The sequence below is a fragment of the Microbacterium sp. CFBP 8801 genome, from assembly GCF_014839455.1.
In the GTDB taxonomy this organism is placed as follows: domain Bacteria; phylum Actinomycetota; class Actinomycetes; order Actinomycetales; family Microbacteriaceae; genus Microbacterium.
Genome location: NZ_JACYNU010000031.1, coordinates 1 through 7,607, shown reverse-complemented (window position 1 = coordinate 7,607; position 7,607 = coordinate 1). Strand labels below are relative to the sequence as shown.

Sequence of the window (7,607 nt, the reverse complement as noted above, 5' to 3'; positions counted from 1 at the left end):
GGAGCACCTTCCAGCGGCACCCTCGAGCACAGCTTCCTTGTCATTCCGCGGTTCCTGACCTTTCAGGTGCGCACCTCAATCGGGGCGATCTTTCGCCGAACTTTCTCACTCTTTACCCACGATCAACGACGCAGCGGCATGTGATGAGCTTCGACATCAGCCCAGGAATCGAAGTCTCACCGTGGCAGCATCTGCCCGAGTCCGCCGTGGATCGAACGCGCGTTCCTCGACGAGACACGACCGTCTACAACGAACTCCGCATCCGACTCACCTCTACGCCTTGTAGAATAATCTGGGTCGGCGGACACCCGTTCGCGCATTGCAGACCGGAGATGACGAACCACGGATTTCCGGCAGCTAGCTCGGAGCGTTCTCGTGGATCGTCGCCTCTCAAGGACAGGTAGAGGCCGTGGATGTAACCCAGAAAGACGCCGGAAGTGGCGTGACCTCCGAGAGCAACCGCGTCATCTGGCTGTTGCTCGGAGCGGCTTTCGTTGCGATTCTCAACGAGACGACGATGGGTGTCGCGATTCCGCATCTCATCGACGACCTGGGCATCACCGCGGTCGCTGCACAGTGGTTGACCACCGCCTACATGCTGACGATGGCGGTGGTCATCCCCACAACGGGATTCCTACTCCAGCGCATCACGACGCGCTCCGTTTTCGTCCTGGCGATGGGCCTCTTCACTCTGGGCACGCTGATTGCCGTAGTCTCGCCCGGATTCGAGGTGCTCCTCGTGGCACGAGTAGTGCAGGCATCCGGTACGGCGATCATGATGCCACTCCTCATGACCACGATCATGCGATTGGTTCCCACCTCTACTCGAGGTCGGATGATGGGACGCGTCAGCATCGTCATGTCTCTAGCTCCCGCTATCGGCCCGACAATGTCCGGGCTGCTCCTCGATACGGCCGGTTGGCGCTGGATATTCGGCGTGGTACTGCCCATCGCCATCGTTGCACTGGTGGTCGGCGCGCGATGGATTCACAGTGTTGGCGAGACCTCCAAGGTGCACATCGACGTGCTTTCGGTGGTTCTCTCCGCTCTGGGATTTGGTGGGCTCGTGTTCGGCCTCAGCCAGGTTGGTGGATCGACGGCGCATGGCGAAGGCGCCATAGAGGACATGGCCGCTAACTCAGTGGCGACCTTCACGCTCATCGCATCGTTCGGCATCGGCGCCATCGCGCTCGGCTTGTTCGGGTGGCGACAGATCAGGCTGCAGCGCACGAACGACGCCCTGCTCGACCTCAGCGTGTTCCGGTCCGCGAACTTCTCTCTCTCCATCGCTCAGATGGGGCTGCTGGCGCTCGGCTTCTTCGGCACCATCACGGTGCTTCCCCTCTATATGCAGACAGTTCTCGGGAGTTCGGCGCTCGAGACGGGGCTCGTCGTCCTTCCTGGCGCACTTGCGATGGGACTTGCCGGACCGTTCATCGGGCGGGTTTACGATGCACGGGGTACGAGGACTCTGCTGATACCGGGTGCAGTCATCGCGAGTGCGATGCTCTGGATCTTCACGACCTTCGATGAGTTCACACCGGTATGGGCTATCGCCGTCGTGCAGACTGTGCTGTCCATGGGTCTCGCGCTATCGTTCACCCCCTTGTTCACTGCTTCCCTCGGATCTCTGAGCCCACAGTTCTACTCGCACGGATCCGCAGTGCTCGGCACCGTTCAGCAAGTGTCCGGCGCAGCCGGAATCGCGTTGATGATCACCATCATGTCGGCGGTCTCCGCGAGCGAGGTCTCTAGGGGGGCGAGCGCGTTGGCTGCAAGTGCGTCGGGCGCGCAAGCCGCGTTTACGCTGGCCGCCGTTGCGTCTCTTCCTCTGATCGCTGGGGCGATGTTGATCCGGAAGCCAGAAGACTCCATCATCGAGCCGCCCGTAGGCCACTAGCACTCGGTGCGGTACATTTCGATGATCGAGCACGCACCGCGCCAGGACCCCGACCTTCCGATGGTCACCGAGATACGTGGCGCCCGCGTCCACAACCTGAAGAACATCGATGTGGATGTTCCCCTACGACAGATGGTGGCAATCGCCGGCGTCTCGGGATCAGGAAAATCCTCGCTGGCAATGAGTGTCCTGTACGCGGAGGGGTCGCGCCGCTACATCGAAGCCTTGTCTACCTACACCCGGCGGCGAATGTCCCACGCAGCACGAGCGTCCGTGGATTCCGTGCGGCACGTGCCCGCGGCACTGGCGCTTCGTCAACGGCCCAGCGTTCCCGGCGTTCGTTCAACGTTCGGCACGTCCACGGAGTTGCTCAACGTCCTGCGAATCATGTTCTCCAGGCTCGGCGAGCACCTCTGCCCCAACGGACATCGACTCGGTCCCACCATTGACGTCGCCGCAAACCGAGATCTGGTCTGCCCCGTGTGCAACGCGACCTTCTCTCCACCGGGAGCGGAGTCGCTCGCGTTCAACTCGAGCGGCGCATGCCCCTCATGCTCCGGCACCGGCGTCGCGCGCGAGATCGATGACGATGCGCTGGTTCCGGACATGTCGAAGACCATCGCCGACGGCGCGGTCGTCGCCTGGAGCATGTTCGGCCTCACGGTCATGCCGCAGGTCGTCGCAGAGATGGGGGTGCGCACTGACGTCCCATACTCGGCGCTCACCGGCAGCGAGCGAGAGATCGTGATGAACGGCCCGCAGGCTAAGCGGCACATCGCGGTCCGTTCGAAGAACGGCAAGCTCTTCGAGCTGGACTTCACCTACCGAAATGCGCGACGCGCTGTGCAGGAAGCTCTGAGCAATGCGACCAGCGAGAAGGGTCTCGCCCGGGTTAACAAGTTCATCACCACCCAGACCTGCAGTACCTGCCACGGCACCCGGCTCAGTGAGGAAGCGCGCGGAACGCACGTGGGCGGATTCGATCTCGCCGAGATCGCGGCGATGAGTCTCGACGAGAGCGTCAGCTGGGTAACCACTGTCGCCGACGCGCTCCCCGCGGACATGCGTCCCATGGCTCATCTCATCGTTGATCAGTACGGGCAGATGGCGCGCCGGCTCATCGAACTCGGTCTCGGCTACCTACAGCTTGACCGCACCAGCTCCAGCCTCTCGACCGGCGAGCGACAACGCGTGCAACTTGCGAGGGCAGTGCGGAACGAAACGACGGGGGTGCTGTACGTTCTCGACGAACCTTCGGTGGGCCTGCACCCAGCCAATGTGGATGGCCTCCTCGGGGTGATCCGCGACCTGCTTTCAGACGGAAACTCGGTCGTCCTCGTCGACCACGACGTACAGATTCTCCGGGAAGCGGACTGGATCATAGAGGTCGGGCCGGGCTCGGGCACGAACGGAGGATCCCTCGTCACCTCTGGCACTGTGGCCGACGTGAGCGCGAATCGCAGATCTCTCATCGGCGGTTTTCTGTCTGGTCGCGAACCGGTTGTCGTGCGTCAACGCAGCCCCGAGGAGAACATTTTCGACCGAGGGCGCATCACTCTCCTCACTACTCCCATTCATACAGTTCACGCCCTTGACACGAGTGTTCCCCTGGGACGAATCACGGCCGTCACGGGCATGTCAGGGTCGGGCAAGACCACTCTCGTCCTCGACAGTCTCGTCCCCGCGCTTCGCGCTGCGTACGACTCCCATAGCCTGCCCGAGCATGTGGCCGCCGTGGAGGCGCCAGGGATCCAACGGGTGAACGTCGTCGACTCCACGCCCATAGGCACGAACGCTCGATCGACCATCGCCACCTACAGCGGCGTGCTCGACGAGCTACGGCGCGCTTACGCTGCAATGCCCGAAGCAGTGGCGAAAGGACTCGCCGCGGCAGACTTCTCTTACAACACCGGGTCGCTGCGTTGCCCGAGGTGCGAGGGCACCGGACATGTCGTGCTCGACGTGCAATTCCTGCCCGATGTGGACATCCCTTGTCCCGACTGTCACGGGAGTCGGTATTCACCGCACGCCCACACTCTCATCCGCCCTGCAGCAGGAGGCGACGCGCTTTCACTGCCGAAACTGCTCGAGCTCACCGTTAGACAGGCCGCGGAGCGGGTTCCCGATCTACCCAAAGTCCGCACCAAGCTGCAGACGCTGATCGATCTAGGGCTCGGGTACCTCACACTCGGGGAGAACACTCCGGCACTATCGGGCGGAGAAGCACAGCGCCTCAAGTTGGCCACTGAGCTCTCCCGCAATCAATCTGACACTCTGTTCGTGCTCGATGAACCCAGCATCGGATTGCATCCTCTCGACACGCGAGTGCTCTTGGACGTGCTCGAGCGATTGCGCTCGAGGGGCGCCACCGTGATCGTGATCGAGCACGACCTCGACGTGATCGCAAACGCCGACTACGTCATAGACATGGGCCCTGGCGGAGGAACATCCGGCGGACACATCGTCGTATGCGGCACGCCCGAGCAGGTGGCGAGTTCTTCCGCCAGCGCCACTGGTCGATACCTTGCGGCGGCGCTCAACGGTCAAGCGGCGCCGTGACGACGAGCGAACGTCCGGTCAGAGGATGTTCTATCACTCGTGATCGGCATCCGAACACCTCTTCGGTAAGCTCCGTCGTCAACACCTCCACGGGACGACCCGCGGCACGGATCTCCCCTTTATGCATGACCACCAGATGATCTGCGTGGGCGACCGCATGGTCCAGGTCATGGAGGACAACAATCCGCGTCAGAGCGACAGAGTCGAGCAGCGCGAGTAGCTCGTGTTGCGCGGTGACATCGAGATGGTTGGTGGGTTCATCGAGAAGAAGCACGGCTGCGTCTTGCGATAGGGCCCGCGCCAGCAACACACGCTGCCGCTCGCCACCGGAGAGCGTGATGTACTGCCGGTCGAGGAGGTGTCCGGCTCCGCACTGCGAGAGCATTCTGCGAGCTATGTCCCGGTCTGCGGCAGATTCGGACATGTACCACTTCTGATGCGCATGACGACCGGTGGCGACGATGTCACGGACAAGAAGGGATTCGTTGGCCGTTTGATGTTGGGTGACCACAGCGCGCAGCCGTGCGGCCGCGCGAGGTCTGATGGTCGCGACATCCGTCTCCCCCATGAGCACCTGCCCCGAGTCGGGCGTGAGCGCACGGTACATGGCCCTCAGAACGGTGGACTTCCCTGAGCCGTTCGGACCGACGATCGCCGTGAAGGAGCCTTCTGGGATCTCAAGGTTCATCCCGTCGATGAATCGGTGTCCACCGAGGCTGATCCCGAGGTTCTCCAGCCGCACCCTCACGATCGGCCGCCGGAGGATCGCATCAGCCAAAGGAAGAAAGGGCCGCCGATAAGTGCAGTGAAGATGGTGAGCGGGTACTCGTTGGGGCTTCCGATGGTGCGGGCTATCAGATCGACGATGATCAGAAAGAGCGCACCGGCGACCGCGGTCACCGGCAGCAGCCGCCGGTAGTCCGCTCCGACGATCAGACGCATCGCGTGCGGGATGATCAAGCCGACGAACCCCACTCCTCCTGCGACGCTCACTGCCACAGCGGTAAGCACGGCTGAGGTCAGAAGGAGACCGAGCCGAAAGGTCCGCAAATCCACCCCCACGGCAACCGCGTCGTCATCTCCGAGGGCGAGCGCATTCAAGCCCCGCGCTTGCGTGAGCAGCCATCCGCCCGCCAGCACCAACGTGACCGCGGGGATGAGCAAGGTCTCCCACCGCGCTCCGCCGACGCTGCCCATCATCCAGAACAGCATCCCGCGAATCTCTCCAGGCTCAGCGTGCAGCTGCGCGAAACTCGTACCGGACATCGCCACATAGCCCAACGCGACACCCGAGAGCACGAGTCGCATGTCGGTGAAGGAACCGGAGCGTTGAGCGAAGGCGTACACGAGAGCTAGGACAGCGATCGCACCCGCGAAGGCGGCGGTCGACGTAGTGAGGCCGAGGAGCGCCCCCGAGCCGAGGGTCATTACTAGCACCGCGCCGAGGGAGGCGCCGGACGAAACCCCAATGATGTACGGGTCGGCGAGGGGGTTGCGCAGCAGCCCTTGCAGAGCAGCGCCAGCGAGCGACAGGCCCGCTCCGACGACCCCCGCCAGGAGCACACGAGGAACGCGCAGCTGCCACACGATCTTCTGGTCCAGCGGATCTACCGCGCTCAGGTCGCCCGTGAGATTTCCCACGACTGTGCCGATGACGACCGAGGGGCTCAGGTACACGCTCCCGATCATCACGGCGAAAACCGAGGCCACTACCGTGGCGATCGCCAGCGAGACCAGCCATGCGGCGAGCGACCTGCGGGGCTTGGCCGTCCGGGCAAACCCCGCAGCCCCGGCGCTAGAAGGCGTCAGGATGAGCGGCCTCCGCGATCTTCTCGATCGCCTCGGCGTTCGTCGGCCCCACGTACACCCCATCAGAAACGCTGACGTAGTTGTTCGTCTTGGCTGCGTCCCACTCTGGATACTCTTCGAACAGCTTTGCGGCCTCCGCATCGAGATCCTCGTCCCGCATGAATCCCACGATCACAAGCAGATCTACGTCTGCAGATGACAGATGTTCCGGGTTGATATTGAGGGACGATCTGAGATCGAGCCCGATGCCGTCGAGCGATCCCGTGGTTCCGGCCCGGGCGAGAAGGTCATCGAAGATTCCGCCCAAGAACACGGCGGGCATGCCGCTCGGCATCATCATCGACATCGAGGGAACAACGATGAGCGCCTTGGGCTTGTCGAGTCCCTCCACCGCGGCCGACACCGCGTCGATTCGAGCTCGACGGTCGGTTACGAGCGCTTCCGCTTCGGCCTGCTTATCAAAGACATCGCCGACCAGGGTGACGAACTCGAACGATGACTCGACGGTGGCATCTTCCAGCGCCACGATCTCGGCGTCCGTGGGATTCTCTTTGCCCATCGCGCAGTTGGCGGGGCTGACGAGCGTATTGATGCCGAGCTCTGCCAGCTCTTCCCGCGAGGCCTGCCCCATGCTGGGATCGAATCCTCCAGAGGCAGTCGCGATCACCAGGTCCGGCTTGAGCGCAAAGAGCTGCTCGGCGGGAATCTCGAAGAGGCCCGCCATCTCCACGTCACCGGTGGGAAGGGCGTCGATTTTCTCGACCATGTCCGGGTGATCGGAGATTCCATAGTTCTGAGCGTTCGCCAGGATCGTGTCCTCGAGCCCGAGCAGGATAAGAGTTTCCACCTCGGCAACGGACATGCTGTTCAGAAGCACGACACGGGAAGGCTTTTCGGTGAAGGTCTGCTCGTATCCGCAGTTGTCGACGGTGAGCGGGTACGCCGTCGAGCCTCCGGCTTGGGCGTCCCCTTCGACCTCGGCAGTCGGAGCGGGGGCCGCGGAACAACCGGCGAGGACGCCAGCCACGACGACCGCGGCGAGGGTCGCAGCTGCGCGAGATCTTTGTACGGGCATGGGTGAGCCTTTCCTGGGAGTCGAATCACCTTTACTCTACAAGATGCAGAGTAATTAGGACCATCCACCCCCGCTCCGACCTCACTGGAACTCGGCATGTCGTAGAGTTAATCACGCCGACGGTCCCGCCGGCATGAAGGGGAGGACTCGATCGTGACGCTCTGGCGCCCGCGCAGAACAAACGCGGGAACGCAACGCGTGCAACGCTCCATTGAGGAGCGACAGCTCGTCCGCGTCACCGCGACCTCGCTCGTCGCCGAGGCG

5 protein-coding genes are annotated in these 7,607 nt (G+C 63.0%); 2 read left to right on the top strand and 3 right to left on the bottom strand.

Annotation, left to right across the window (positions count from 1 at the left end; translation table 11 throughout):
• The first annotated feature begins 409 nt into the window (after positions 1–409).
• Positions 410–1,900 (top strand): MDR family MFS transporter, encoded by a 1,491-nt coding sequence (locus tag IFR11_RS15985; protein ID WP_342030317.1) that lies wholly within the window; start codon positions 410–412, stop codon positions 1,898–1,900.
• 21 nt (positions 1,901–1,921) lie between these two features.
• The gene (locus tag IFR11_RS15980) at positions 1,922–4,459 is read left to right on the top strand and encodes an excinuclease ABC subunit UvrA (protein WP_191916834.1); all 2,538 of its coding nucleotides are present in this window, start codon (positions 1,922–1,924) and stop codon (positions 4,457–4,459) included.
• Here the strand turns inward: IFR11_RS15980 and IFR11_RS15975 are convergent.
• The 3 genes from IFR11_RS15975 to IFR11_RS15965 all read right to left on the bottom strand — a co-directional run bounded on the left by IFR11_RS15975 (position 4,437) and on the right by IFR11_RS15965 (position 7,295).
• Positions 4,437–5,201: an ATP-binding cassette domain-containing protein gene (locus IFR11_RS15975; RefSeq protein ID WP_191916833.1), complete on the bottom strand. Its 765-nt coding sequence runs from the start codon at positions 5,199–5,201 to the stop codon at positions 4,437–4,439. The two genes, IFR11_RS15980 and IFR11_RS15975, sit on opposite strands and share 23 nt — an antisense overlap.
• Positions 5,202–5,203: 2 nt before the next feature.
• On the bottom strand, positions 5,204–6,169 hold the full coding sequence (locus IFR11_RS15970; RefSeq protein WP_441004771.1) for a FecCD family ABC transporter permease: 966 nt from the start codon (positions 6,167–6,169) through the stop codon (positions 5,204–5,206).
• A gap of 85 nt (positions 6,170–6,254) precedes the next feature.
• Complete coding sequence (locus IFR11_RS15965; protein ID WP_206755313.1) at positions 6,255–7,295, bottom strand: ABC transporter substrate-binding protein; 1,041 nt, start codon at positions 7,293–7,295, stop codon at positions 6,255–6,257.
• Positions 7,296–7,607: the final 312 nt, after the last annotated feature.